Origin of the sequence: Janthinobacterium sp. SUN120 (assembly GCF_030397735.1) — a bacterium.
Taxonomy (GTDB): Bacteria; Pseudomonadota; Gammaproteobacteria; order Burkholderiales; family Burkholderiaceae_D; genus Janthinobacterium; species Janthinobacterium kumbetense.
Genome location: NZ_JAPUBW010000002.1, coordinates 308955 through 333416, shown reverse-complemented (window position 1 = coordinate 333416; position 24462 = coordinate 308955). Strand labels below are relative to the sequence as shown.

Here is a 24462-nt window from a genome sequence, read left to right as displayed (position 1 = left end):
CGCCGCGCCGACTTTTCAGGAGAGCGCATGGACAGTTATGTACCTGGCCTGTTCGACCGCCTGATGGGCGACGGCGGCGCGGCGGCGGGCGGCGTGGCGCCGCGCCTGTCGCTGGAACAATTGAAGGATGCGGTGGCGCGCGACCTGGAAGAGCTGCTCAATACGCGCGTGGCCCTGCCGCCCGGCGCGCTCGACGCGTATCCGGAATGCGCGGCCTCCATCGTCAACTATGGCTTGATCGACTTCGCCGGCATGTGTTTGTCCAGCAGCGATGACCGCGCCCGCATCTGCGCTGCGCTGAAGGCCGCCATCGAACGCCACGAGCCGCGCCTGCGCAATGTGCGCGCCCGCCTGGAACGGGAAGCGGGCGCCATCAACCGGGTCGGCTTCGTCATCAGCGGCACCCTGGCCGTGAGGTCCGGCGGCGAGACGGTCAATTTCGACGCCGTGCTGCAGCCGTCGTCGCTGCGCTATTCGATCAACCGCAAGGGAGCCGCCGCATGAGCAATAACCTGAAAACCCTGATCGCCAAACTGAATGACACGGCGCGCACGGCCGCCACCCGCGCCGCCGCCATCTGCGTGGGACTGGGCCAGTATGAAGTCGATATCGAACACCTGTTCCTGGCGCTGCTGGAGCAGGAGCGCAGCGATTTCGTCACCATCGCGCGGCGCAGCGAAATCAGCCTGACGGCGCTGGAAGCGGACCTGCGCCGGGAGATCGGCGGCTTCCGCACGGGCAGCGCGCGCACGCCCGTGTTTTCGCCCCACTTGCCGCTGCTGTTCGAACACGCCTGGCTGATCGCCTCGCTGGACACGGCGCAGCCAGGCCCCATCCGCAGCCGCCATCTGCTGTTGGCGCTGCTGACGGAGCCGGAACTGTCTCAGCTCGCCTACCGCGGCTCGAAGCTGTTCGCCCGCTTCAGCGTGGAGCAATTGAAGCACCATCCGGACAAGCTGACGGCCGGCTCAGGCGAGGAGGAAAGCGCGCCAGTGCCGCGGCTTTCCGACACCGGCGACGATCCTGTTGTTAGCCTGGCCAGCAAAACCCCGGCGCTGGACCAGTTCACCACCGACCTGACGCAGCTGGCGCGCGACGGCAAGCTCGATCCCGTGATCGGCCGCGAGGCGGAGATACGCCAGGCCGTCGATATCCTGCTGCGCCGGCGCCAGAACAATCCTATTTTGACGGGCGAGGCGGGCGTGGGCAAGACGGCCGTGGTGGAAGGTCTGGCCCTGCGCATCGCCGCCGGCGACGTGCCCGAGGTGCTGCAGGGCGCGCATATCCACGCGCTCGACATGGGCTTGCTGCAGGCCGGCGCCAGCGTGAAGGGAGAATTCGAAAGCCGTTTAAAAAATGTCATCGACGAGGTGACGAAAAGCCCGCACCCCGTCATCCTCTTCATCGACGAGGCGCATACGATGATCGGCGCCGGCGGCCAGGCGGGGCAGAACGATGCGGCCAACCTGCTCAAGCCGGCGCTGGCGCGCGGCGCCCTGCGCACCATCGCCGCCACCACCTGGAGCGAGTACAAGAAGTATTTTGAAAAGGATGCGGCGCTGGCGCGGCGCTTCCAGGTGGTGAAGGTGGAAGAGCCCAGCGAAGACATCGCCTGCGCCATGCTGCGCGCCATGGCGCCGCTGATGGAGCGCCATTTCGGCATCCGCGTGCGCGACGCGGCCATCGTCGAGGCGGTGCGCTTGTCGCACCGCTACATCAGCGGGCGCCAGTTGCCCGACAAGGCTATCGGCGTGCTCGATACGGCGTGCGCCAAGGTGGCGCTGGGCCAGCGCGCCACGCCGGCGCAGCTGGAAAACGCGCACCGGCGCCAGGAGCGCGTCGGCGCGGAAATCGCCGCCCTGTCCCGCGAGGCGGCCGATGGCGAAGTGCCCGATAAAGCCGGCGCCGCGCGCCTGGCGCAGCTGCGGCGCGAGCATGACGACGGGCAGGCGGCGGTCGCGGCGCTGGCGCAGCGCTGGGAGCGCGAAAAGGCGCTGGTGGCGCAGATCGGCGAGCTGCGCGCGCAGCTGCGCGGCGAGCGGCCGGGCGAGATCGGCGCGGCGCGCCTGCTGGCGCTGAAGGACGAGCTGGCGGCCCTGCAGGGCGACGCGCCGCTGTCGCCGCTGGAAGTCGATGCGCAGGTGGTGGCCGGCATCGTCGCCGGCTGGACCGGCATCCCGCTGGGGAAAATGCTCAAGGACGAAATCCGCACGGTGCTGACCCTGGACGGCGCGCTGCGCGAACGGGTGCTGGGACAGGACCACGTCATCGAGGCGGTGGCGCAGCGCGTGCGCACGGCGCGCGCCAGCCTGGACGACCCGGACAAGCCGCAAGCCGTGTTCCTGTTCACGGGGCCGTCCGGTACGGGCAAGACGGAAACGGCGCTGGCGCTGGCCGACTTGCTGTATGGCGGCGAGCGCAAGCTCATCAGCATCAACATGAGCGAGTACCAGGAAGCGCACAGCGTGGCCGGCCTGAAAGGCTCGCCGCCCGGCTATGTCGGCTATGGCGAAGGCGGCGTGCTGACGGAAGCCGTGCGGCGCCAGCCCTACAGCGTGGTGCTGCTCGATGAAGCGGAAAAGGCCCATCCCGACGTGCTGGAACTGTTCTTCCAGGTGTTCGACAAGGGCGTGCTCGATGATGCGGAAGGGCGCGAAGTCGATTTTCGCAACACCATCATCATCGCCACCTCGAACCTGGGTTCGGGCGCGATGATGGCCGCTTGCCTGAACCGGGCGGCGCAGGACTTGCCCACGCCGGCCGCGCTGGAAGAATTGGTGCGACCGCAACTGGTGGCCCACTTCAAGCCGGCCCTGCTCGGGCGCCTGAAGGTGCTGCCCTTCTATCCCCTGAACGACGCGGTGCTGGCCGAGATCATCGCCCTGAAGCTGGCGCGCATCGGGGCGCGCATCGCGCGCAACCACCAGGCGCAGTTCAGCCATGACGCGGGCCTGGTCGACGCCGTGCTGGCGCGCTGCACCGAGGTCGATTCGGGCGCGCGCAACGTCGACCAGATCCTCAACGGCAGCCTGCTGCCGGCGATCGCCGAAGTGGTGCTGGCGCGCATGGCCGCGGGCGAGCCGGTCGCGTCGATACGCGTCAGCGCGAACAAGCAGGGGCAGTTCAAGTACACGATCCGATAATCCACCTTCCGGAGAGCGCCATGTTCAATTTGGAGCAGTTGCTGCACCCCGTCAGCGCCGTCAGCCCCTGCGGCGACGACCTCACCTTCAGCCAGGAGCTCGACGCCATTGCGCGCGCGCGCCAGCACGACGACCCGAGCCTGGATCAGGGCGAGTGGGTGACGGCGCTGAAGGAAGCCGACTGGCCCTTCGTGGCGACGCGCTGCGAACAGCTGATCGCGGCGCGCAGCAAGGATTTGCGCATGGCCGTGTGGCTGGCCGAGGCGCACGCGAAGACGCGCCATTTCCGTGGCCTGGGCGATGGCTACGCGCTGCTGGCCGGCCTGTGCGAACGTTACTGGGATGGCCTGTACCCGCCGGCGGAAGAGGGCGACCAGGAACAGCGCATCGGCAATGTCTTCTGGCTGCTGTCGCGCACGCCGCAGCTGCTGCGCGAGATCCCGCTGACCGAAGGCGCCGACGGCCTGTATTCGCTGCAGGATTTCGATGCGGCGCGCCAGCGCGCGGCCGCCAGCGTAGCGCAGGGCGCGGCGGAGCAGGGCTGGGGCGATGCGCGCCACGACGAAGCGGCAACGCTGGCGCAGATGGAGGCGGCGCGGCACAGGAACACCCGCACCTTTTCCGACGGCTTGCTGGCCGATGCGCAGTACTGCATGCAGTCGCTGCTGGCGTTCGAGCGCAGCGTCGATGCGCGTTTCGGCGCCGACGGTCCGAGTTTCCGCGCTGCGCGCGAAGCGCTGGAAAACGCCATTCATTTCATCGCGCCGCTGTCGCCTGGCGCGGATTTCATCGGCGCGCCACCCGCCGCCGGCCAGGCCGCCGGCGAGGGCGGCGGCGCCATCGTGCAGCGCCAGCAGGCGCTGGCCCAGCTGCGCCAGGTGGCCGATTTCTTCCGCCGCACGGAGCCGCACAGCCCTGTCGCCTACCTGGCCGAGAAGGCCGCCAGCTGGGGCGATCTGCCGCTGCACCTGTGGCTGCGCGCCGTCGTGAAGGATGCCAATACCCTGGCGCAGCTCGACGACATGCTGGGCACGAACAGTGCAAACGGGTGATGGCGCTGGCCCCTTCCATGCTACTCTTCGGGCATGTCCAGAATGCTCATCTTGCCTGCCGCGCTATGCCTGTTCATCGCCGCCGGCGCGCGGGCCGGCACTGCGGTGCCGCTGGTGATTTACGGCGACGACGACTATCCGCCGTACTCCTACGTTGAAAACGGCCAGCTGAAAGGCATTTATACGGAGATCGTGCGTGAAGCGGCGCAATCGATGCCGCAGTATGCGGTGCAGCTGCGTCCCGTGCCCTGGAAACGGGGCTTGCTGATGCTGCAGACGGGCGAGGCGTTTGCCCTGTATCCGCCGTATTCCTGGCGCAGCGAGCGGCCGTATGTGCGCTATTCCGTGCCGCTGCTGATGGAGCAGCTGGTGGTGCTGTGCAACCAGGACGTGATGACCAGGCGCAAGCTGCGGCAATGGCCCGCCGATTACGGCGGCCTGCACATCGGCGTGAACGCCGGTTTCCTGCCGGGCGACGCGGGGTTGATGGCGTCCCTGCGCGCTGAAAAAATCGTGCTCGACCCCGCCAAGGGCACGCGCACGAATTTGCTCAAGCTGATGCGCGGACGCATCGATTGCTATGTCAGCGACCGCCTGTCGGCGCAGTGGGAATTGCAGCGCATCCGGCGCGAGGGACCGCCGGGCACGCCGATGCAGGCAATCGAGGAAACGGCGCAGCTGGCCAGCCAGCAAGGCCACCTGGGTTTTACGGCGCAACGGCCTGCCGCCTACCCGTATCGCGATGACTTTATCGCACAATTCAATGCGGCCATCGTGCGCATGCAAAATAGCGGCGCGATCCGCCGCATCGTCGACCGCGCATTGCAACCCTGACGCTGCCACCCTGATTCACCCGATGGAGAAGACCATGAAAAAATTGTTGTTTCTGAGTGTGCTCGTGCTGGCCGGCTGCGTGGGCCGCCCCGACAATATTGTGCCTGTTGGTCACTTCGACACGACCCGCTATCTGGGAAAATGGTATGAGATCGCGCGCCTCGACCATTCGTTTGAGCGGGGCCTGAGTCATGTGACGGCCGATTACAGCCTGCGCCAGGATGGCGGCCTGAAAGTGCTCAACCGCGGCTACAAGGATGCGGATGCGAAGTGGAAGGAAGCGGAAGGCAAGGCGTATTTCGTGGACAAGAAAGACGTGGGCTACCTGAAAGTGTCGTTTTTCGGCCCCTTCTATGGTTCCTACATCGTCTTCGACCTCGACCAGAAAAATTACAGCTATTCCATGATCAGCGGCCCGGACAAGTCGTACTTCTGGCTGTTGTCGCGCACGCCCACCATGGACCCTGCCTTGCAGCAGCGCCTGATCGAGAAAGCCGGCGGCCTGGGTTTTGATACGTCAAAATTGATCTATGTGAAGCAAAACTGACCTTGCTTGCCTGCCGCCCGTTCGTGGCGGCAAAGCGCCTTCTGGTTGTTGCTTTTCTGCATGTTATTTCTTGCAATACCACTCTGATTCACTCACAATCTGCTCCAAAGTAGTGCGCTGCGGCGCGCTGCCATTCCGGTGGCGACGTTCGCGTTGCGCCACCGCTCGTGATTGCCGCACGGCAGATGCCTGCTATATTGGTACGTAGCAGTAGGTCGGTTTCGTGGCGTCTGTGCATCGTTTTCTTCAGATAGGAATCACGCAATGAAAAACCTCAAAATCGGCGTACGTCTCGGTGGCGGTTTTGCCGCCGTCCTGTTCCTGTTGACCAGCCTGACCGTGGTGGGCATCGTGCAGATGCAAAGCGCCAGCAAGGAAACCGATGCGCTCGTCAACGTCAAGGTGCGCAATGAGCGCCTGATCGCCGAGTGGACCAAGGTCATCGAGGTCAACGCGGCGCGCACGGCGGCCGCCTGGAAAGTCAGCGATCCCGAACACCAGAAGCAGTTTGAACAGGAAATGGCGGTCTCGTCTGCACGCGCCACGGAAATCCAGAACGATATCGGCAAGAGCGAGCTGAACACGGACGAGCAGGCGCTGTACCAGGAAGTGTTGAGCACGCGCAAGGCCTACACGGAAGTGCGCAAGAATGTGTTCAAGGCCAAGAATGCGGGCGACCTGGAACTGGGCAAGCGCCTGTACGAAGGCGACATGGCCGTCAAGCGCGACATCTACCTGGCGTCGCTGAAGAAGCTGGAATTGCTAGAAGCCAAATTGCTCGATGAAACGGCCGCGCAAATCCGTTCGCGCTACGAAAATGGCCGCATGCTGCTGATCTCGCTGGGCGTGGTGGCCATCTTGCTGGGCATCGCCTGCGCCTACTGGATCACGCGCTCGATCACGCGTCCCATCACGCGTGCCGTCGAGGTGGCGGAAGCCGTTTCCGCTGGCGACCTGACCAGCCATATCGTCGTGGAAAGCCGCGATGAGACGGGGCAATTGATGCATGCGCTGAAAAACATGAACGATAAACTGGTGAGTATCGTGGGCCAGGTGCGCGCCGGTACCGAATCGATCAGCACGGCGTCGAGCGAAATTGCCGCCGGTAACCTGGACTTGTCGTCACGCACGGAAGAGCAGGCCAGCTCGCTGGAAGAGACGGCGTCGTCCATGGAAGAGCTGACCTCCACCGTGAAACTCAATGCGGACAATGCGCGCAGCGCCAACCAGCTGGCCATCGACGCCTCGCAGATAGCCAGCAAGGGCGGCGTGGTGGTGTCGGAAGTGGTCAGCACCATGGGCTCGATCAACGATTCCTCGCGCAAGATTGTCGACATCATCAGCGTCATCGACGCCATCGCCTTCCAGACGAATATCCTGGCCCTGAACGCGGCCGTGGAAGCGGCCAGGGCCGGTGAGCAGGGCCGCGGTTTTGCCGTCGTGGCCTCCGAAGTGCGCAACCTGGCGCAGCGCTCCAGCGCGGCGGCCAAGGAAATCAAGGGCTTGATCGACGATTCCGTGCAAAAGGTCGAGGCCGGTTCGCAACTGGTGGACAAGGCGGGCCGCACCATGGACGAGATCGTGCAAAGCATCAGCCACGTGACGCAGATCATGAACCAGATCACCGACGCCAGCGATGAACAGCGCGCCGGCATCGAACAAGTCAACCAGGCCATCGGCCAGATGGACCAGGTGACGCAGCAAAACGCGGCCCTGGTGGAAGAAGCGGCCGCGGCGGCCGAATCCATGCAGGAACAGGCGGCCAGGCTGGCCGAGGTCGTGGGCGTGTTCAAGCTCGATGCCACGCAGCAATATGCTGCCGCCCGTAGCAGCCCGTCCGTGACGGCGTCTGCGCCAGTAGCGGCTGCCACGCGAGCTGCCATGCGGCCCGCCACGCAGCCCGCCATGGGACGCGCGCCAGCATCCCGCGCGCCAGCACCCGCCGTGACCGCGACCTCGCCGGACAAGGCGGCGCAAGCGGACGCGGTGCGCGCACGCACGCCGAAGACGCCGGTGGCCTCGGGCGCCGACGAATGGGAAGAGTTTTAAGCACGGATTCTTAAACGCAGATTCCCCCTTGGCATGGTGCGGGCGCTACAATCGCGGCTTGAAGACAGCCGCGAACGCGCTCCGCCATGACCACCCGCCGTACCTCCAGCCTTAGCTCTAGCCATCCCGCCAGCCATCCCGCCAGCCCTGGCGCTGCATCGTCCTCCCTGGCTGAACCGGCCAAACGCGCGCGCTGCCCAGCCTGCCTGCGCGCCGTCTCCAGCTGCATCTGCCGCTGGATCGCCCCCGTTTCCCACGCGGTGGAAGTGCTGATCCTGCAGCATCCGCTGGAAGTGCACAATGCCAAGGGCAGTGCCCGCCTGCTGCACCTGAGCCTGCCGAACAGCCGCATGCTGACGGGCGAGCAGTTTGCCGCCGATACGCTCGCCGAATTGCTGGCCGACAAGCACAACGTGCTGCTGTACCCGGATACGCCCGGCGACCGTTCGCTGGGCATCGCCCCGCCGCCGACGCTCGATCCAGCCAGCTTGCTCGATCTTGCCCGCGTGCGGCTGGTGGTGCTGGACGCGACCTGGCGCAAGAGCCGCAAGATGCTGTATCTGAATCCCCCGTTGCAACAGCTGCCGCGCCTGCCCCTGCGCGACACGCCCGCATCCCATTACCTGATCCGCAAGGCGCACGCGCCAGACCAGTTATCGACCCTGGAAGCGACGTGCTATGCCCTGATGCAGTTGGAGCAGGACGCGGCCCGCTTCGTTCCCCTGATCGCGGCATTTGACGGCTTTGTCGCACAGCAGTTGAGCTATGTCATGCCGCACGGTGAAAAAGCTTGAAACGGCATCACGCCAGCCCTTGATCTTGCCCGCGCAGCGGCATAGTATACTGTACGTATATACAGTTGATGGGGCCGTTCATGAAAGCAATCATTCCAGAGCACGATGACAGCTTCGCCGGGCAAGCCATGTTGCCGCCGCAATCGCTGAAAGCCCACAAGGGCCGCGGCGCCGTGTCGAACCTGCAAGGGCGCTACGAGGTGCACGCGCGCGGCGGTTTCGATGATGGCTGGGGCGTGGGCGGCATGGATGAGGCGGCCGGGGAGGCGGGGCCTCCCACCTGGAAGACGCAGGTCAGCGACGAGCAGGCGCGCACCATTCTCACGCGCAACGCTTCGCCCGATTTGCCGTTCAACGTCTCTCTGAACCCGTACCGGGGTTGCGAACACGGTTGCATTTATTGCTTTGCCCGCCCTACGCACAGCTATCTGGGCCTGTCGCCGGGCCTGGACTTCGAAAGCCGCATCTACGCCAAGGTGAACGCCCCCGAACTCTTGCGCCGCGAACTGGCCAAGCCCTCGTATGTGCCCGAACCGATCGCCCTGGGCGTGAACACGGATGCATATCAGCCGTGCGAACGCGAACGGCAACTGACGCGGCGCGTGCTGGAAGTGCTGCACGAGTGCGACCACCCCGTGGCGCTGATCACGAAATCGTCGCTGATCGAGCGCGATATCGACATTCTGGCACCGATGGCGGCCAGGCGCCTGGCCGCCGTGGCCGTCACTGTCACCACGCTCGACCCGGCCATCGCGCGCACCCTGGAACCGCGCGCGGCCGCTCCGGCGCGGCGGCTGCGCACCATCCGCACCCTGACGGAGGCGGGCATCCCCGTGGGCGTGAGCATCGCGCCCATCATCCCGTTCGTGACGGAACCGGAAATCGAGCAGTTGCTCGAAGCCGTGCGCGACGCGGGCGCCATCCACGCCCATTACGTGGTGCTGCGCCTGCCGTGGGAAGTGAGCCCGCTGTTCCAGCAATGGCTGGAAGCGCACTTCCCGGAACGGGCCCAGCGCGTGATGAACCGGGTGCGCGAAATGCGTGGCGGCAAGGATTACGACAGCGCGTTCGGTACGCGCATGCGGGGCGAGGGCGTGTGGGCTGATCTCATCCGCCAGCGCTTTGAAAAGGCCGTGCACCGGCTGGGCTTGCACGGCAAGGGCGGCCGCTTCAAGCAGCTCGATTGCACGCAGTTCCGCCGGCCGCTGGTGGTGCCGCCGCTGGGTGCAAAAGTAAAAAAGGGTAATGCGGGGCAGCTGGATTTGTTTTAGCGCAAGCAGTGCGGGGCGCGCGCTTGTGCGTTGACACGGGCACGCGCAAGGGCATGTGCGCTGCGCGAAACAGGCGGGTTTGGTGGCGAGTCGCATCGCCGTCCTGCTTCCGTCGTGGGGGATGCCGGCAGGGGGAGCGGGCGACGAGAAACTCATCGCCCGCAGGCATGCCGGGCTTAGCCGGAACGGCTCGATCTTGCTGGCTGGATCAGCAAACGGTGCTGGCGCAAGCAGCCAGGCAGAGTTGCTGTGCGATGCCGCTCAAGGCGCCGCAAGCCGCTTTGCACAGGGTGCAGGGAATGCCGGAAGGGGCGATACCCTGGCTGATGGCGGAGATGCTGGGGCTGCGTTGTACGGCTTTGGCTTGCAATGGCAGATTGTTCATTTTAAAACTCCTTGTGATGGCGCCGCCGCGGGCAACGGCAATGGGTGTGCGTACCGAAGTACGGTGCTGATCGTTTCCCGCCAACGACCGTATGCTGAAGCGCGTGCACGCATTGCTGCGCCCACGTGCCCCGACAATTCAAATGCTGTTGACGTCAGCGTTGCGACCAGTAGCGCACTGCGCCGACGCTGACCGGTATCACATCGCTGACGTCGACGGCGAAGCGGGCGACCGTGTTGGCTACCTGCAGGTTTTCCGGGTTGAAGAAGGTCATGATGATGTCGTAGCACTCGGAGCCCGGGCGGCACACGGGACTCTGTTGCACGACGATGGTATCGAGCTGCATGCCCGTGGTCTTGGCCAGCATTTCCGCCGCTTGCATGGCATTCGTGGCCGAGAAGTTGAGCGCGCGGTCCATGCCCGTGACGCCCAGGTTGCGGAAGTCGTAATAGATACGGTTCAGGAAGTTTTCCAGGCGCGCGCCCGTGTTGCTGCTGTTGATGTCCAGGCTGTCCTGCACCGCCATCAGGCTGTCGATCAACTGCGGCACATTCCAGCTGAACATGCCCCGGATGGCCGGCTGGATCACTGGAACGACCTGGCCGGACATCAGCCTGGCGGCGCCCGAGATTACGCCTGGAAACGAATTCATGACGACCAGGCCATCGATGGTGCCGACATAGGCCTCGAACAGCAGTTCATAGGTCATGTCGGCATACGGACCGACGGGGACGACCGCGTAAATCGGCGTGGCGTCCAGGTTGACGGTCCAGGTCAATGATTGGCGGAAATATGGCTTTGCGCGCAGGAATTCGATCAATTGCTGCGGATCGCCTGGATTGTCCCTGCCTGGTGGCATGGCCTGGACGAAGGAATCGCGGCGCGCTTCGCTGCCGAAGTCGACGCCCAGGTTGCCCAGCGCATACACCAGCGTTGGCCCCTTGGCGCTGCCGCCGCAGCCGCAATCGGAGGCATCGATGCCGGAAGCGGCGATGCCTTGCCGCGTCGCGCCGGAAGGGCCCGCAAGGTTGGCCAGGGAGGGGGTTTCCAGCATGGGAATGCTGAGCGGATGCGCCTGCGCGGAAGTGTCGGCATTGGCTGGGCTCGCTTCAATCACAGTATCGTCTGACATTTCAATTTTCCCTTTTAATAATAGTTGAGTGGCGCCCGGCACATTCAATGTCCCAGTCAGGAGGCGGCGACAGTCCAGCTCGCCATTGGTGTTGCAACGCGTTGCGCTTTGCAGCAATGCGCTGCAAACTCCACGAGGGTCAGGACGATCCCCATGTTGGTGTTGCCGGCATAGCAGCAAGGCTGCGATGGCCGAGACGATCGGGGTGGCAAAGCTGGTGCCGCTGCTGAGCCGCACGCGCCCTGCGGGAGCGGCGCCGAGGATGTCGGTGCCGGGCGCCATGATGCCGCGCGCGCGATAGGCTTCGCCCCAGTTGCTGTTGGGCATGGGCGCGCCTTGCCGGTCCAGTGCGCCGACGACCAGCGTGTATTTGATGGAGGCGGGGATGTGCAGGCAATCGCAGCCGTCGTTGCCCGCCGCGGCGACCAGCAGGACGTTGCGTTCATGGCACAGCTGTATGGCTTTTTGCAGCAGGCCATCGGCGGCGCCGCTGTCGGACAGTTCGCCGCCGCTGACATTGATGATGTGCGCGCCGTGCTCGACGGCCTGGGTGATGGCGCGGGCCAGGTCGAGCTGCGTGCATTGCGTCAGTGCGCCGTCGGCGCGGTCGGCAAAGATGGGCAGGATCAAGCCCCGACAATGGGGAGCCAGGCCCGTGACGGGACTGCCCGGTTGGCCAAAGATGATACTGGCGACATGGGTGCCGTGTTGCGATGCCCGGCCGTTGCCGCTGGCACCCGTGGCGAGTGTGTCGAGCGTTTGCAGCCTGGCGCCGGCAAAGCAGGGATGGCTGGTATCGACGGGACCGTCGAGCACGGCGATGCAGATGTCGGCACAGCCGGTGTTGCCATCTTGCAAGGCAGCCAGGCCGTGCAGCAAGCCATGATTGGTCAGGCTGTCGTGGGTGGTGGATACTTCCATGGTCGTCGGCACGCGGTGCTCCTTGCTGGGTCCTGGAGGGCGTGCGGCGCACCGCTTGAGGTGCTCCGCCCGCCTGCTGCGGCGCCTGCTGCTCCAGCGCCGATAGCATGATCTTTAGCAAGGGGCGTGCCAGAAGACCAAGTGCTTGATTTTCAAGGGATGGGGCGGATTTGCATTGTCGTGTTGCAATAATGTTGGCGGATATCGTCCACCCTTGTTGAGCGGGATGGACGAAAACGGCAGGCGGCAAGGACGGGGAGGGGGCGCCCGGGACACGGCATGGCGTGACGCGGGCGCGTGCGGCGGTTCAGCTATCCTTGCTGTAGCAGGCGCGGCTGGGCCGCAGGCGCATGCGCACGAGGGACACCAGGAAGCTGAAGCCTGCCTGGTTCGGATCGATGACCGGCACATAGGTCTGCAGCGCGTCTTCCAGCTGCGCGCTGACGCGCGCGGCGACGCCGACAAAGCCTGTGCAGCCCAGCAGGATGGACTGGGCGCCGTCTTCCTGTATGGCCAGCATGGCGGCCTTGAAGGTTTTTTCGACCACCGTGTCCAGCTTGCCGAGGTCGGCGACGGGACAGTCGATGGAGCGGATGGAGGCGAAGCTGTCCTGCAAGCCGTAGGTCTGCATGTGGCCCTGCTGCATGGCGAGCGTGCTGGGCAGTATCGTCATGATCGACAGGCGCTGGCTGAGGGCCAGCGCGGTAAAGGCGGCGGGCGGGAAGCCGCCGAGGATGGGGATGTCGATCACTTCGCGCGCTGCCTCCACGCCGCACATGTCGAAGTCGCTGAGCCAGATGCCGTCATAGCCTTCGCGTTCGATTTCCCTGGCCAGCTGCACTACCGGATAGCCGTTTTGCAGCCAGTCGACGCGGTATTCGATGCAGTCGTTCCCAGTAGAAATATTGCGCACGGACACTTCGACATCGGGCGGCATCACGGGCTCGATGGCGTCGAGCAGGCGCTGGTTGTAGATGGACGTGGCCACCGGCGCCACGATGCAGATGCGCAGCGGCTTCATGCGGAGCTCCCTGCCGCTGCGCCGGCGTTGCCCGTGAGCGGCACGTAGGGTCCCAGGTAGCCGATGGCGTTGATCAATTGCATGAAGCTGTCGAGTATCAGGCCGTCCCGTTCCCGCAATGCCGGATGGGCTTGCAGACCCAGCAGCGTCACCTTGCGCTGCATCAAGGCCGGGTTGAGCGTGCCGTCCGGCAGCAGCAAGTCGCCATTCGAATACACGGCCTGGCCATCGCCCTCGACAAAGTAACTGATGGTGTCGGGCGCCATGCAGAGGGGCGTGCTGCGGCTGCTGTCCCAGGCCAGCAGCGATTCGTTCTGGTACAGGACTGTGCAAAGCCGCTCACCCGCGCGGATGGTGATCTTGCCCAGGTCGAAGCCATTGCGCGAGTCGACTTCGGCGGCGACGAACGTGCCCTGTGGAAACAATGGCCAGGCGCGCATGTCGCATTGCCGCGCAAGATAATCGACCACTTCCTCCGCGCTGCGCAAGCGGCCTGCCTGCAGTTCGCGGCCCAGGCGCAGGGCGCGTCCCAGGGTGCCGCGCACGGGCAGCGCCCGGGCCAGCTCCGCCGGCGCCATGATCCACATGGCCAGGCCGCCGAACTGCTTGAAATCGGCCTGCGAGACGATGGGGCGCATCATCTGGTCGATGATCGTTGCCACGTCTTGCTGGTGGGCATGGGCGCCGTTCACGCCCTGGCTGGGCTGGACGTCGAGTTCCACGCGCAACCCCGTCTGGCTGACGAGGAAGGCGGGGCGCGGATTGATGTGCGCGGCCGCATACGTCAGCTGGGGCAGCGAGGGAACGGCGCGGCCGGCCCCGTCAGCGTCGATCACGGCCAGGCCCAGGCGGGCGGCGACCAGGCAGGCGACGAGAAACCCCAGCGCGCCGCTCTCGGGCGGCGCCAGGTAGGCCAAGGTGCGATTTTCCAGCGCCAGGCGCTCCCTGACGGCGAGCACGGCGTCGACGGGGCCCTGCGGAAAATGGGCGCCATTGATCGCCACGGGCGAACCCAGGTAAGCCACCATGACCGTTTCGCCAGCGGTGGCTTCGTCGACGCCGACCACGCGCACCTGGGCGTCCGGATAATAATCGCCGGCGTGGAACTGGGCCAGCAGGCTGCGCGCGGAAGCGAGCGTGCCGCCGCCGCCGCTGCCGAAGAAGCAGGCGCCCAGCAACAGCGATTCAAGGTCATCGTGGTTCAGCACATAGCTCATGTTGCGGGTCCTCAGGTTGGCATGGCATGGAAATGGTTTGCGCCAGGACGGCCTGCAACTGCAGCGCCTGGGCAAACCGGGGAAAAGCCGTGTCGCGTTCCACGCCGCGCAAGGCGCGCGTGAGGTGATCGAGTGCTTCGTGCCGGCGGCCGCGCTGCAGCAGCAGTTGCGCCAGGCGGGTCGCCACCAGCAGGCTGCCGGCCGCGGCGCCCAGCGCCTTGGCGGTCGACAGCGCACTGCCCAGTTCGCGTTCCGCGTTGTCCAGGTCGCCCACCGCGATCCACGTCCGGGCATGCATGTCGAGCAATTCGACCAGATAGGCCCGTTCGCCATGTTCCAGCGCCAGTTCGATGGCGCCGTGCAGCAGTTGCCGGGCTTGCAATGGCTGGCCTGCCGACAGCAGCAGTTCGCCCCGCTTCCAGGCCTGGAATGAATGGAAGAGCATGCCGCCTTCGCACAGCATGTATTGCTGGTAGCCGTCGGCGATGCGCTGTTCGGTCTGCGCATGGATGTTGCCTGTTGCCAATGCGCAGGCATGGAATATCTGGCCCACCCCCAGGTAGAATTGATAGCCGTATTCGCTGGCGACGGTTTGCAGGTCCGCCGCCAGGCTTGCCAGCCGGACCCAGTCCTCGAACATGCAGGCCAGCCATGCGGCGCCTTGCAGCGCGATGGCGCGATGAAAGGGGTGCGGGTTGTCGGCGCCGCCGCGCAACGCCAGGTGTTCCATCACCGCGCGCGCGCGCCGGAAGGCGCCGCTCTGGAAGCAGGACAGGCCTTCGAAAGTGCTCGACAGCGCGGCGATGTCCAGGCCCTGTCCACCCGTGTCGGCCGCTGCCGCGCCGCACAGCAGGTGCCCGCGCGCCAGGCAGGCCAGCGTCTCGCGGTAGTCGCCGAGCCAGAACAGCGTGTTGGCCAGGGCCAGGTGGGCCTGCGACAGCAAATCCGTGTCGCCTATCGCTTGCGCCCGCTGCAACATGTCTTGCGCCGTTGCCCGCGCCGCCACCAGGTCCAGCGCCATCAGTTGCGAGCTCCAGATGCCGAACCGCAGGGCGGTGATTTCCACCTCGTCGCCCAGCGCCGCCGCTTCCTGCAATGCCTGCTGGTAGCAGGCGAGCGCTTCGGCGCTTTGCCAGCCGCTGATGCCACGGTGTGAAATCGCCAGCCAGCGGTGCAGGTCGCAGCTCAGGCGGCGCGCGGTGCAGGGATGCGCATCGGCGGCCAGCAAGGTGAGGCCGCGGCGCAACACTTCGATGGCTTCCTTGAAGCGGGCCGCCTCGATCAGCGCGCGTCCCTCCAGCAGGCAGACGCGGGCGAAATTGCTGCGCTCCTCGTCGCCATGCACGCGGCGTTCGATGACCTTGCGGTTGATGCCCAGGTGGCGGGCCGCGGTCGTCTTGTTGCCATCGGCAAGGCGCATCGCATAGTCGATCAGCAATTGTTCGGCGGCCGCCAGCTTGTCGTCTCCGTCCAGCCGCATGAGGGCTTCCGCCAGCAGCGTGTGATCGGCGTCCTGCGGCTTGCCCGCCGACAGGAACGCTTCCAGGCTGTGGGCATCGATCAGCGCCGATTCGGCCAGTATCGACAGCCGTTCCACCAGGTTGCGCAGTTCGCGGATATGTCCGGGCCAGGCATGCCGGCCGAGGCGTTCCATGGCGGTGGCGGTAAAGCGGATGGGGCGCTTTTGCTGCCCGGCAAAGTGCGCGGCGAGGGCGGCGACGTCGCCGCGGCGCTGGTCCAGGCCCGGCACGTCGAGTTTCAATACCGCCAGCCGGTAATACAAGTCTTCGCGGAAACGGCCCGCCTGCACCATCGCGGCCAGGTCGCAATGGGTGGCGGCCACGATGCGGCCGTTGAACGGCTGCGTATCGCCGCCGCCCAGCGGCCGGAAACAGCGCGATTCGAGCACGCGCAGCAGCTTGCTCTGTACCGCCAGCGGCAATTCGCCGATTTCATCGAGAAACAGCGTACCTTGTCCCGCCTGGGCGAAAAAACCGGCGCGGCTGCTCAGCGCTCCCGTAAATGCCCCCTTGGTATGGCCGAAGAGTTCGGCGTCGATCAGGTGTTCCGGCAGGGCGCCGCAGTTGAGATCGACAAAGGGTGCGCCGGGATCGCCGCTTTGCCGGTGCACGAGCTGGGCGATGATTTCCTTGCCGGAACCTGTGGGGCCGCTGATGAGCACCGTGCAGCGGGTCGGCGCCACGGCGTCGACCATGCGCAGCAGGCGCTGGAAGATGGGGGAGCTGCCAATGACGTTCAGCCCGCCCCCGAGGCCGGCGCGGTGTAGGGGGGCTTGCACAGGAGCAATGGTGCCCGTCCCGGGCAGAACGTAATGCGGCTGCCTGCCATGCTGTTGCAGCATAGACCTGTCGGACATGGTCGTCTCGCTCCGATGAATTCGCTCCGATCGTGCAGGGCCATCATTTTTGTTTTGCCCCGCTGCCTCCTGACGCGTGCCATTGCCCTACTCAGGCATAAAGGAATCGCGCGTTCCGATTATGGGCGTTAATGAAACGGCGATAGTCGCCAATTGTCACAATAAAAAGACTTTCATCGCTTGCATCATGCAAGCCGGCGGCCCGCCGCAGCTCACTGCGCGGCAGGCGGCGCATCCTTCAATTGCGCCAGATGTTGCTCGATGGCAAAGACGTGCGGATCGCTCTTGCCCAGCTCGCGCAGGGCGCTGGCCAGGTGCAGCAGGTAGTCGCTGTTCGGGCCGCTGGGGCCGCTCGATCGGGCGATCTGGCGCGCGATGTCCAGTTCCGGCGCGGCGCCGAGGAAGGCGGCGTTTTCCTCGTTGGCGATGTACACCAGGCCTTCGGCCTTGCTGCCATCGTCGAAGGTGATCTCGGTGGCCAGGCGCAGGTAGCCGTTCTTTTCGCGGTGGTCGAGGTGGGCGAAGACTTCGGGCGTGATCAGGTAGGCCATGCCGTCGCACACGGCGCCCGCCTGCGGCACGATGGTGGCGACGCGGCCCGGCGCCATCGGCGTGCCCCGGTGGTCGTGCGAGCCTTGCCAGAAGCGCCGCGTCCAGCCGGCGATGCTGGCGGGGCGCCGTTCTATATACGGAAAATCGGCCTTGTAGATCAGCGAGCCATAGCCGAACAGCCAGACCTGCGCATGGCCGTCGAATGTGGTCATGCGCTGGTTGATGGCGATGGTGGCGGCGTCGATGGCGGACAGGTCGGGCTGGGTCATGGTGCGGGCGGTGAGGGGGCGATGCGCGATTATAAAACGGCGCCAGCCGGGCCGCCCGCTCCCACGTTCCACTCGTGCGTCTCGACAAAGCGGAACAGGAAGGCCATGAAGCTTTCGGCCGCCGGCGACAGCGAGCGTCCCGTCTTCGTGTAGACGAAAAAGCGCCGCGTCAGTTCCGGTTCGTGCAGGGCGCGCATGTGCAAATTGTATAGTTTGACCATCGGTTCCGCGTACGGCAGGCACACCGTGATGCCCAGGTTGGCGCTGACCATGGCCAGCGCCGTCGTCATGAAGGTCACTTCATTGTAGGGATTGAGCGACAGCTCGCGAAACGCGCCGTGCATGTCGCGCAGCAGGCGTTCCGTGAACTGGCCCTGCAGCGAAATGAACGGGTAGTCGCCCACGTCGGCCCAGGTGACGCGTTCTTTCTGCCGCAGCGGATGCTGCTCGGGGTAGACCAGCACGAAGGGCATTTCGAACAGCACCTGCGCGGCGATTTCCGCCGTCGGGTCGCGCTCGGGGCCGATGCCGAAATCGACTTCGCCGCTGAACACGCGCGCCGAGACATTCTCCACGGGGCAGTCGACCAGGCGCAGCTGCACGTCCGGGTGCGCCTGGCGGTAGGCGGCGATCACTTCCGGCAGCAGGGTGCACGCCATCATCTGCGGCGCGGCGATGCGCACCATGCCCGTTTTCAGGGCCTTGCGCTGGGCGATGCCGGCCATGGCGCCGTCGAGGTCCTCGATCATCTTTTCGAACAGCGGATACAGTTCGCGGCCGATTTCCGACAGCTGCGTCTTGCGCGTGCTGCGCTCGACCACGCGCACGCCCAGCACGCTTTCCAGTTCCTTGATCAAGCCGCTCAAGGCGGACTGCGTCACGTGCAGGTATTCGGCGGCCAGGGTAAAACTGCCCGTCTTGGCCAGCGCCACGAAGGCGCGCATCTGTCGCAGGCTGGGACTCATAAGATAATCCGATAAATCGATGGTTAAAAATTGTTTGTATGATAGCTGTAACTGGATTCTAATGGTGAAAAGCTGAAAAACATCGCGCCCAGGGCGCCATCCATCGGAGACAGACCGCATGAAAATCAAGCAGATCCACCACGTCGCCTACCGCTGCATCGACGCGAAGAAAACCGTCGAGTGGTACGTCAAGCATTTGAACATGAATTTCGTCCTCGCCATCGCCGAAGACCTGGTGCCGTCGACCAAGGCGCCGGACCCGTACATGCACGTGTTCCTCGACGCGGGCCAGGGCAATGTGCTGGCCTTCTTCGAGCTGCCCACGCAGCCGCCGATGGACCGCGACCGCAATACCCCGGCCTGGGTGCAGCACCTGGCGCTGGAAGTGGGCAGCATGGAAGAACTGCTGGCCGCCAAGGAGCGCCTGGTGGCCGGCGGCATCGAGGTGCTGGGCCCCGTCAACCACGCCATCTTCCAGTCGATCTATTTCTTCGACCCCAACGGCCACCGCCTGGAGCTGGCGGCCAATGTGGGCACGCCGGAAATGATGGCCAAACTGGACGCCGTCAAATGGGAAATGCTGGAAGAATGGTCGCAGACGCGCCGCGCGCCGAAGCACGCCGCCTGGATGCACGCGCCGGCCGACGCCTGAATGCAGCAGATTGCCTGCTGCAGACCGACACTCTCTGACCAATACACCGAACCAGGAATACCATGAAACTCGCAACCCTGAAAAACGGCAGCCGCGACGGCGCCTTGATCCTCGTCAGCCGCGACCTGCGCCAGTACCAGCGCGTGGCCGCCATCGCCCCCACCCTGCAAGCGGCGCTCGACAACTGGGACGCCGTCGCGCCCAAGCTGGAACAGGCGTACGCCAACCTGAACGCGGGCCAGGCGCCGGACGCGCAGCCGTTTGATGCCAATCAGTGCCACTCGCCGCTGCCGCGCGCCTACCAGTGGGCCGACGGTTCCGCCTACATCAACCACGTGGAGCTGGTGCGCAAGGCGCGCAATGCGGAAGTGCCGGCCTCGTTCTACACGGACCCGCTGATGTACCAGGGCGGCTCGGACAGCTTCATCGGCCCGCGCGACCCCGTCTTCGCCCTGTCGGAAGAGTGGGGCATCGACCTGGAAGCGGAAGTGGCCGTGATCACGGGCGACGTGGCCATGGGCGCCGGCGTGGATGACGCGGCGAAGGCGATTCGCCTGGTCATGCTGGTCAACGACGTCTCGCTGCGCAACCTGATTCCGGGCGAACTGGCCAAGGGTTTCGGTTTCTTCCAGTCGAAGGCGGCCAGCGCGTTTTCGCCCGTCGCCGTCACGCCCGATGAACTGGGCGCAGCCTGGGCGGACAGCAAGCTGCATTTGCCGCTGCTGGTGGACCTGAACGACAAGCCGTTCGGCAAGCCGAATGCGGGCGAAGACATGACCTTCAATTTTGCGCAACTGGTCGCCCATGCGGCGAAGACGCGCGAACTGGGCGCCGGCACTATCGTTGGCTCGGGCACCGTGTCGAACAAGCAGGGCAACCTGTTCGGCTCCAGCATCGAGAACGGCGGCGTCGGCTACTGCTGCCTGGCCGAAGTGCGCATGTATGAAACCATCGAACACGGCGCGCCAAAGACGGCGTACCTGAAGTTCGGCGACACGGTGCGCATCGAGATGCGCGACGCGGCCGGCGCCAGCATCTTCGGCAGCATCGAGCAGACCGTGGCCCTGTACGCTGGCGCCACGCGCGCCTGAGGAGGCCGCCCGTGAAGCTGTACACCTACTTTCGCAGTTCGGCCGCCTACCGCGTGCGCATCGCCTTGAATCTCAAAGGCATCGCTTACGACAGCATCCCCGTGCATCTGCTGCAGGATGGCGGCCAGCAGCTGCTGCCCGCCTACCGCGCCGTCAATCCGTCGGCGCTGGTGCCGGCCCTCGATGACGACGGCGCCATCCTGACGCAGTCGCTGGCCATGCTCGAGTATCTGGAAGAGACGCGTCCTGGCGTGCCCTTGCTGCCGGCGGACCCGCTGGAACGGGCGCGCGTGCGCGCGCTGGCGCTGGCCATCGCTTGCGACGCCCATCCGTTGACGAACCTGCGCGTCCTGAAATACCTGAAAGGGACGCTTGGGCTGTCGGACGAGGTCAAGCAGGAGTGGTACCGCCACTGGATGGCCGAGGGGCTGGCGGCCGTGGAAGCGCTGCTGGCGCAGGGCGATCCTTCTGGCACGGGGCTGTTCTGTCATGGCGACAGCCCGACGATGGCCGATTGCTGCCTGGTGCCGCAGGTGTTCAATGCGCTGCGCTTTGCCATCGACCTGGCGCCGTATCCGCGCGTGGCGCGCATCCATGCGCATTGCGCTGGCTTGCCAGCCTTTATTGCGGCGCACCCGTCGCAGCAGCCTGACGCCGAATAGCAACACACGGCGCGGTGCGGGAAGCCCCGTCTGGCAACAGGCGGGGTTTTTTTATGCGTGCTTGATTTTGATCAGTCAATGCCATCTTGCCGGTGCGCTACAATTTGCGTTTGCCCAAATACTTCACGTGCCCATGACCGCAACAACCGTTCCTGCCAGCATCACCGATGCCCTGTCCCTGGCGCACGCTTCCTGGCGTCCCATCCTGCTGCGTGGCTTGCAGGCCGTGATGGATGCCGATCCCGCCTACCTGCCGGCGCTGGCCGCCGACGATTACCTGCCCACGCAGGGCCGCCTGTTCGCCGCATTCGCCTTGCCGCTGGCGCAGGTGCGCTACGTGCTGGTGGGCGAGGGGCCGTATCCGCGCGCCGACAGCGCCACGGGCGTGTGTTTCATGGATGGCGCCGTCGGCAGCCTGTGGTCGGCCACGGGCCTGTCGAAACCCGTCAACCGCGCCACCTCCTTGCGCAACTTCATGAAGATGCTGCTGGTGGCCGATGGTCAGCTGCAGGGCGGCGATACCTCCGGCGCGGCCATGGCGCCCGTGGCGGCGGCCGCGCTGCAAGCCGACAGCGGCGTGATCCAGACCCTGCCCGACTTGCAGCGCAAGATGACGGAGCAGGGTTTTCTGCTGCTGAACGCGGCGCTGGTGTTCCGTTCCCACGTGCCGCCCGTGCAGGATGCCCGCGGCTGGCTGCCTTTCCTGCAAGTGGTGCTGGAAGCGCTGGCGGGGCAGGGCGGGACGGTGCAGCCGCAACTGGTGCTGTGGGGCAAGATCGCCGAGCTGATCAAACGTCTGCCGGTGGCGGCATCCTTGCCGCAGGTGACGGCGGAACATCCGTATAATCTGTCCTTTATCGGCAATCGTGACATGCAGGCCTTGTTTGGCCCGATGCAACTATTGCGTGCTTGAGCTTGAATCATCGCCTGTCTGGCGGAAGTGCGGGGAATATGCAAATCAGTAACGTGGAAGAATTGAAGGCGTGGATCGCGGCGGGCGGCGTGCCCGACTATCTGTATTTCTGGGGGCACACGCCGGCGCAGCCGCAGGTGCCCGACAAAAGCTGCTTCAGCCAGTGGTTTCCGTCGCCGTTCAGCCTGGCCGGCGTGACGTATGCGACGGCCGAGCATTACATGATGGCGCAAAAGGCGGCCCTGTTTGGCGACACGGCCGTGCAGGCGCGCATCGTGGCGGCCGAGCGGCCGTCGGAAGTGAAGAAGCTGGGACGCGAAGTGGCGAACTTCGACGCCAGGGTGTGGGAAGCGGCGCGCGCCGGCATCGTTTTCGATGGCAACTTTGCCAAGTTCTCGCAAAAGGCTGCGCTGCGCAAGTTTTTGCTGGGCACGGGCGAGCGCGTCATCGTCGAAGCCAGTCCCGTCGACCGGATATGGGGCGTGGGTCTGGCGTCGGACAATCCGCGCATCCTGGACCCCGCCCGCTGGGACGGCTTGAACTTGCTGGGGTTTGAACTGATGAAAGTGCGGACCGCTTTGCGGGGCTGAAAATTGACGCTGCACCCGCCCGTGACTTCCCGACTGTTGTTTTCCTGATGCCGCCGCGCCTGGCGCGGCCGGCCATGCCCCTTCCAGCCCTGTGGTCATCGAGGGGCGCTCTGACAAACCCCGCCGAATTTGTTATACTTGACTAAATCATTCAACTACTCGGGGTTTGAGGAGTTGAAAAGCCGCAATATTTTAAACCAGTTGACCAGAGGATGTATGCGTCTGACTACAAAAGGCCGTTTTGCCGTGACAGCGATGATCGATCTTGCCCTGCGCCAGGGCAAGGGACCGGTCACCTTGTCCGGTATCAGCCAGCGCCAGTCGATTTCCCTGTCCTACCTGGAGCAGCTGTTCGGCAAGCTGCGCCGGCATGAGATCGTCGAATCGATCCGCGGCCCAGGCGGCGGTTACAGCCTGGCGCGCCGCGCCGACAAGGTGACGGTGGCCGACATCATCATCGCCGTCGACGAACCGCTGGACGCCACGCAGTGCGGCGGCAAGGAACATTGCCACGGCGCCGACGCGGCCACGGGCGCGCGCTGCATGACGCATGAATTGTGGTCCACACTCAACGAAAAAATGGTCGATTATCTGGATTCTGTGTCCTTGCAGGACCTGGTCGACCAGCAGAGACAAAAGAATGCCGAGCAAAGCGTGATGGTGATGCACCGTAACCACGCCGCCCTCGGTTGATAATGACAAAAATACCAGTTGCTGATTGCAGGAGTTATTGATGAACGCCCCAGAAAAAAACGTAGGCCAAGTGCACTTTGAAACCGCACCGCATTTCCCGATCTACATGGATTACTCGGCCACGACGCCGATCGATCCACGCGTCGCCGACAAGATGATTCCCTACCTGCGCGAGCAGTTCGGCAATCCGGCATCGCGCAGCCACATGTACGGCTGGACGGCGGAAAAAGCCGTGGAAGAGGCACGCGGCCACGTGGCGGCCCTGGTGAACGCGGATCCGCGCGAAATCATCTGGACCTCCGGCGCAACGGAAAGCAACAACCTGGCAATCAAGGGCGCGGCGCAGTTCTACAAGACCAAGGGCAAGCACATCATCACCGTCAAGACCGAGCACAAATCGGTGCTCGACACGGTGCGCGAACTGGAACGCATCGGCTTTGAAGCGACCTACCTGGAACCGCAGGACAACGGCCTGATCACCGTCGAGCAGCTGGCCGCGGCCGTGCGCCCGGACACCATCCTCGTGTCGGTGATGCTGGTGAACAACGAAATCGGCGTGATCCAGCCGATCGACGAGATCGGCGTATTCTGCCGCTCGAAAGGCATCATCTTCCATTGCGACGCCGCGCAAGCGACGGGCAAGGTCGTCATCGACCTGCAAAAGACCAAGGTCGACCTGATGACCTTCACGGCACACAAAACCTACGGCCCGAAAGGCGTGGGCGCCCTGTACGTATGCCGCAAGCCGCGCGTGCGCCTGGAAGCGCAGATGCACGGCGGCGGCCATGAGCGCGGCCTGCGTTCGGGCACCCTGCCGACGCACCAGATCGTCGGCATGGGCGAAGCGTTCCGCATCGCCAAGGAAGAGATGGACAGCGAAATCGGCCGCATCCAGGCCTTGCGCGACCGCCTGGCCAAGGGCTTGCAGGAGATCGAAGAAGTCTACATCAACGGCGACATGGAGCACCGCGTGCCGCACAACCTGAACGTCAGCTTCAACTACGTCGAAGGCGAGTCGCTGATCATGGCGATCAAGGATATCGCCGTATCGTCCGGTTCGGCCTGCACCTCGGCCAGCCTGGAGCCATCGTACGTGCTGCGCGCCCTGGGCCGCAGCGACGAACTGGCGCACAGCTCGATCCGCTTCACCATCGGCCGCTTCTCGACCGAGGAAGACATCGACTTCGCCGTGAACCTGCTGAAATCGAAAGTGCACAAGCTGCGCGACCTGTCGCCGCTGTGGGACATGTTTAAAGATGGCATCGATATCAATTCGATCCAATGGGCTGCCCACTAACCAATACCCTGGCCCTGTTGGACAGGGCCGGCAAG

The 24462-nt window shown here is 65.0% G+C and carries 22 protein-coding genes; 15 read left to right on the top strand and 7 right to left on the bottom strand.

Annotated elements, in window-relative coordinates:
- Positions 1 to 27 precede the first annotated feature (27 nt).
- From tssE to O0879_RS11195, 8 genes are all read left to right on the top strand, one after another.
- A complete protein-coding gene (gene tssE / locus O0879_RS11230; protein WP_099667124.1) occupies positions 28 to 504 on the top strand; it encodes a type VI secretion system baseplate subunit TssE in 477 nt (158 codons plus the stop codon).
- Entirely contained in the window at positions 501 to 3143 is a 2643-nt protein-coding gene (tssH, locus tag O0879_RS11225; protein ID WP_289916451.1) for a type VI secretion system ATPase TssH, read from the top strand. Before tssE ends, tssH begins: the two co-directional genes overlap by 4 nt.
- Positions 3144 to 3163: 20 nt before the next feature.
- Positions 3164 to 4195 (top strand): type VI secretion system protein TssA, encoded by a 1032-nt coding sequence (gene tssA, locus O0879_RS11220; protein ID WP_289916449.1) that lies wholly within the window; start codon positions 3164 to 3166, stop codon positions 4193 to 4195.
- Positions 4196 to 4228: 33 nt separating this feature from the next.
- Positions 4229 to 5029 (top strand): transporter substrate-binding domain-containing protein, encoded by an 801-nt coding sequence (locus O0879_RS11215; RefSeq protein WP_289916447.1) that lies wholly within the window; start codon positions 4229 to 4231, stop codon positions 5027 to 5029.
- Between the two features lie 34 nt (positions 5030 to 5063).
- Entirely contained in the window at positions 5064 to 5576 is a 513-nt protein-coding gene (locus O0879_RS11210; protein ID WP_289916446.1) for a lipocalin family protein, read from the top strand.
- A gap of 264 nt (positions 5577 to 5840) precedes the next feature.
- Positions 5841 to 7625 carry a methyl-accepting chemotaxis protein gene (locus tag O0879_RS11205; RefSeq protein ID WP_289916445.1) on the top strand — a complete coding sequence of 595 codons (1785 nt, stop codon included), beginning with the start codon at positions 5841 to 5843 and terminating at the stop codon, positions 7623 to 7625.
- A gap of 86 nt (positions 7626 to 7711) precedes the next feature.
- Positions 7712 to 8419 carry a tRNA-uridine aminocarboxypropyltransferase gene (locus O0879_RS11200; RefSeq protein WP_289916443.1) on the top strand — a complete coding sequence of 236 codons (708 nt, stop codon included), beginning with the start codon at positions 7712 to 7714 and terminating at the stop codon, positions 8417 to 8419.
- A 128-nt stretch (positions 8420 to 8547) separates the two neighbouring features.
- Positions 8548 to 9690 carry a PA0069 family radical SAM protein gene (locus O0879_RS11195; protein WP_289917858.1) on the top strand — a complete coding sequence of 381 codons (1143 nt, stop codon included), beginning with the start codon at positions 8548 to 8550 and terminating at the stop codon, positions 9688 to 9690.
- A gap of 208 nt (positions 9691 to 9898) precedes the next feature.
- Here the strand turns inward: O0879_RS11195 and O0879_RS11190 are convergent, their stop codons facing one another.
- The 7 genes from O0879_RS11190 to O0879_RS11160 form a co-directional block, all read right to left on the bottom strand.
- The gene (locus tag O0879_RS11190) at positions 9899 to 10075 is read right to left on the bottom strand and encodes a hypothetical protein (RefSeq protein WP_289916441.1); all 177 of its coding nucleotides are present in this window, start codon (positions 10073 to 10075) and stop codon (positions 9899 to 9901) included.
- Positions 10076 to 10229: 154 nt separating this feature from the next.
- Positions 10230 to 12140 carry a S8 family serine peptidase gene (locus O0879_RS11185; protein WP_289916440.1) on the bottom strand — a complete coding sequence of 637 codons (1911 nt, stop codon included), beginning with the start codon at positions 12138 to 12140 and terminating at the stop codon, positions 10230 to 10232.
- A gap of 295 nt (positions 12141 to 12435) precedes the next feature.
- The gene (locus O0879_RS11180) at positions 12436 to 13149 is read right to left on the bottom strand and encodes an aspartate/glutamate racemase family protein (protein ID WP_289916439.1); all 714 of its coding nucleotides are present in this window, start codon (positions 13147 to 13149) and stop codon (positions 12436 to 12438) included.
- Entirely contained in the window at positions 13146 to 14366 is a 1221-nt protein-coding gene (locus O0879_RS11175) for a DUF917 domain-containing protein (RefSeq protein ID WP_289916438.1), read from the bottom strand. Before O0879_RS11175 ends, O0879_RS11180 begins: the two co-directional genes overlap by 4 nt.
- Entirely contained in the window at positions 14341 to 16743 is a 2403-nt protein-coding gene (locus O0879_RS11170) for a sigma-54 dependent transcriptional regulator (RefSeq protein ID WP_289916437.1), read from the bottom strand. Before O0879_RS11170 ends, O0879_RS11175 begins: the two co-directional genes overlap by 26 nt.
- Positions 16744 to 16955: 212 nt before the next feature.
- Complete coding sequence (locus tag O0879_RS11165; RefSeq protein ID WP_289911476.1) at positions 16956 to 17540, bottom strand: gamma-glutamylcyclotransferase; 585 nt, start codon at positions 17538 to 17540, stop codon at positions 16956 to 16958.
- A 53-nt stretch (positions 17541 to 17593) separates the two neighbouring features.
- Positions 17594 to 18529, bottom strand: coding sequence for a LysR family transcriptional regulator (locus tag O0879_RS11160; protein WP_077407156.1), 936 nt, complete (start codon positions 18527 to 18529; stop codon positions 17594 to 17596).
- Positions 18530 to 18647: 118 nt separating this feature from the next.
- On the opposite strand from O0879_RS11160, the gene O0879_RS11155 reads away from it, so the two are divergent.
- The 7 genes from O0879_RS11155 (at position 18648) to O0879_RS11125 (ending at position 24427) form a co-directional block, all read left to right on the top strand.
- On the top strand, positions 18648 to 19181 hold the full coding sequence (locus tag O0879_RS11155) for a VOC family protein (protein WP_092710160.1): 534 nt from the start codon (positions 18648 to 18650) through the stop codon (positions 19179 to 19181).
- 62 nt (positions 19182 to 19243) lie between these two features.
- Positions 19244 to 20272 (top strand): fumarylacetoacetate hydrolase family protein, encoded by a 1029-nt coding sequence (locus tag O0879_RS11150; RefSeq protein ID WP_099667135.1) that lies wholly within the window; start codon positions 19244 to 19246, stop codon positions 20270 to 20272.
- Between the two features lie 11 nt (positions 20273 to 20283).
- Positions 20284 to 20934 (top strand): maleylacetoacetate isomerase, encoded by a 651-nt coding sequence (gene maiA / locus O0879_RS11145; RefSeq protein WP_289916436.1) that lies wholly within the window; start codon positions 20284 to 20286, stop codon positions 20932 to 20934.
- 133 nt (positions 20935 to 21067) lie between these two features.
- Positions 21068 to 21847, top strand: coding sequence for a uracil-DNA glycosylase (locus tag O0879_RS11140; RefSeq protein ID WP_289916435.1), 780 nt, complete (start codon positions 21068 to 21070; stop codon positions 21845 to 21847).
- 38 nt (positions 21848 to 21885) lie between these two features.
- Entirely contained in the window at positions 21886 to 22437 is a 552-nt protein-coding gene (locus O0879_RS11135; protein WP_251351403.1) for an NADAR family protein, read from the top strand.
- Positions 22438 to 22653: 216 nt separating this feature from the next.
- Positions 22654 to 23130 (top strand): Fe-S cluster assembly transcriptional regulator IscR, encoded by a 477-nt coding sequence (iscR, locus tag O0879_RS11130; protein ID WP_065310626.1) that lies wholly within the window; start codon positions 22654 to 22656, stop codon positions 23128 to 23130.
- Between the two features lie 70 nt (positions 23131 to 23200).
- Positions 23201 to 24427 carry an IscS subfamily cysteine desulfurase gene (locus tag O0879_RS11125; protein WP_289898886.1) on the top strand — a complete coding sequence of 409 codons (1227 nt, stop codon included), beginning with the start codon at positions 23201 to 23203 and terminating at the stop codon, positions 24425 to 24427.
- The last annotated feature ends 35 nt before the right edge of the window (positions 24428 to 24462 follow it).

Excerpts from the sequence above, each read along its gene's own strand:
- tssE (WP_099667124.1), top strand. The coding sequence starts at position 28 with ATGGACAGTTATGTACCTGGCCTGTTCGACCGCCTGATGGGCGACGGC.
- tssH (WP_289916451.1), top strand. The coding sequence starts at position 501 with ATGAGCAATAACCTGAAAACCCTGATCGCCAAACTGAATGACACGGCG.
- tssA (WP_289916449.1), top strand. The coding sequence starts at position 3,164 with ATGTTCAATTTGGAGCAGTTGCTGCACCCCGTCAGCGCCGTCAGCCCC.
- O0879_RS11215 (WP_289916447.1), top strand. The coding sequence starts at position 4,229 with ATGTCCAGAATGCTCATCTTGCCTGCCGCGCTATGCCTGTTCATCGCC.
- O0879_RS11210 (WP_289916446.1), top strand. The coding sequence starts at position 5,064 with ATGAAAAAATTGTTGTTTCTGAGTGTGCTCGTGCTGGCCGGCTGCGTG.
- O0879_RS11205 (WP_289916445.1), top strand. The coding sequence starts at position 5,841 with ATGAAAAACCTCAAAATCGGCGTACGTCTCGGTGGCGGTTTTGCCGCC.
- O0879_RS11200 (WP_289916443.1), top strand. The coding sequence starts at position 7,712 with ATGACCACCCGCCGTACCTCCAGCCTTAGCTCTAGCCATCCCGCCAGC.
- O0879_RS11195 (WP_289917858.1), top strand. The coding sequence starts at position 8,548 with ATGTTGCCGCCGCAATCGCTGAAAGCCCACAAGGGCCGCGGCGCCGTG.
- O0879_RS11190 (WP_289916441.1), bottom strand. The coding sequence starts at position 10,075 with ATGAACAATCTGCCATTGCAAGCCAAAGCCGTACAACGCAGCCCCAGC.
- O0879_RS11180 (WP_289916439.1), bottom strand. The coding sequence starts at position 13,149 with ATGAAGCCGCTGCGCATCTGCATCGTGGCGCCGGTGGCCACGTCCATC.
- O0879_RS11175 (WP_289916438.1), bottom strand. The coding sequence starts at position 14,366 with ATGAGCTATGTGCTGAACCACGATGACCTTGAATCGCTGTTGCTGGGC.
- O0879_RS11170 (WP_289916437.1), bottom strand. The coding sequence starts at position 16,743 with ATGTCCGACAGGTCTATGCTGCAACAGCATGGCAGGCAGCCGCATTAC.
- O0879_RS11160 (WP_077407156.1), bottom strand. The coding sequence starts at position 18,529 with ATGAGTCCCAGCCTGCGACAGATGCGCGCCTTCGTGGCGCTGGCCAAG.
- O0879_RS11155 (WP_092710160.1), top strand. The coding sequence starts at position 18,648 with ATGAAAATCAAGCAGATCCACCACGTCGCCTACCGCTGCATCGACGCG.
- O0879_RS11150 (WP_099667135.1), top strand. The coding sequence starts at position 19,244 with ATGAAACTCGCAACCCTGAAAAACGGCAGCCGCGACGGCGCCTTGATC.
- O0879_RS11140 (WP_289916435.1), top strand. The coding sequence starts at position 21,068 with ATGACCGCAACAACCGTTCCTGCCAGCATCACCGATGCCCTGTCCCTG.
- O0879_RS11135 (WP_251351403.1), top strand. The coding sequence starts at position 21,886 with ATGCAAATCAGTAACGTGGAAGAATTGAAGGCGTGGATCGCGGCGGGC.
- iscR (WP_065310626.1), top strand. The coding sequence starts at position 22,654 with ATGCGTCTGACTACAAAAGGCCGTTTTGCCGTGACAGCGATGATCGAT.